General features: G+C 34.8%; 1 protein-coding gene. It reads right to left on the reverse strand.

Going from position 1 to position 710, the window contains the following annotated elements:
• Positions 1 to 410 (reverse strand): YHYH domain-containing protein (locus BDR01S_RS26600; RefSeq protein ID WP_305802433.1); only part of this gene is annotated, 410 nt, incomplete at its 3' end.
• Positions 411 to 710: the final 300 nt, after the last annotated feature.

The raw sequence follows: 710 nt of genomic DNA on the forward strand, positions 1-710 counted from the left end.
CCGCTAACTGTGATCCAACCTGTTTTCATCGCGCCATTTTTGTCTAAATAATACCTAGAACCTTTATATGTAAGCCATCCCGTCTTCATTACACCATTTTTGTCAAAGTAATACCTTTTACTATCAATTATCTTCCAACCTTTTTGTTTAACACCCTTAACATAGTAATACCTTTTTCCACCAGTATTTTTCCAACCACTTTTTACGCTACTGGAACTTACCTTTGAGCTTACTTTTGAACTTCCACCATTGGGATAATGATATTCCCCATTGGAAAGTCCCCATTTTGAACAATTTGTCCAACAATAATGCCCCCCGTTAGAGTCCGTTCTACCTGGATGTGCATAGGCAGAAAGAGGGACGGATAACATTACCAGAGTACAAATTATAGCGAACAGTGATTTCTTCATAATATTCCCCCCAAAAAATAACCTTCTCACCTTTTCAACAATGTAAAAATATTACATTAATAGTATAGTATACAGGTAACAGTCTTAGAATAGATTTCATAGATAAATAGTATGAAAACCTTCTTAATTAAGAAGGTTCATTTTTCACTTCTCAAAATCCTTTTTTGTAGCAAATCACAAAAATTCCACAACACAATTCACAGTATATAGCGCAGTAAAAAAGGCTTAGAGATGCAAATATCTCTAAGCCTTTTTTCACGGAAGCACCTGTAAGTTGTACAAGTTCATTTGACGCTAAAA

It is taken from the genome of Neobacillus drentensis NBRC 102427 (genome assembly GCF_001591445.1).
GTDB lineage: Bacteria > Bacillota > Bacilli > Bacillales > Cytobacillaceae > Neobacillus > Neobacillus drentensis.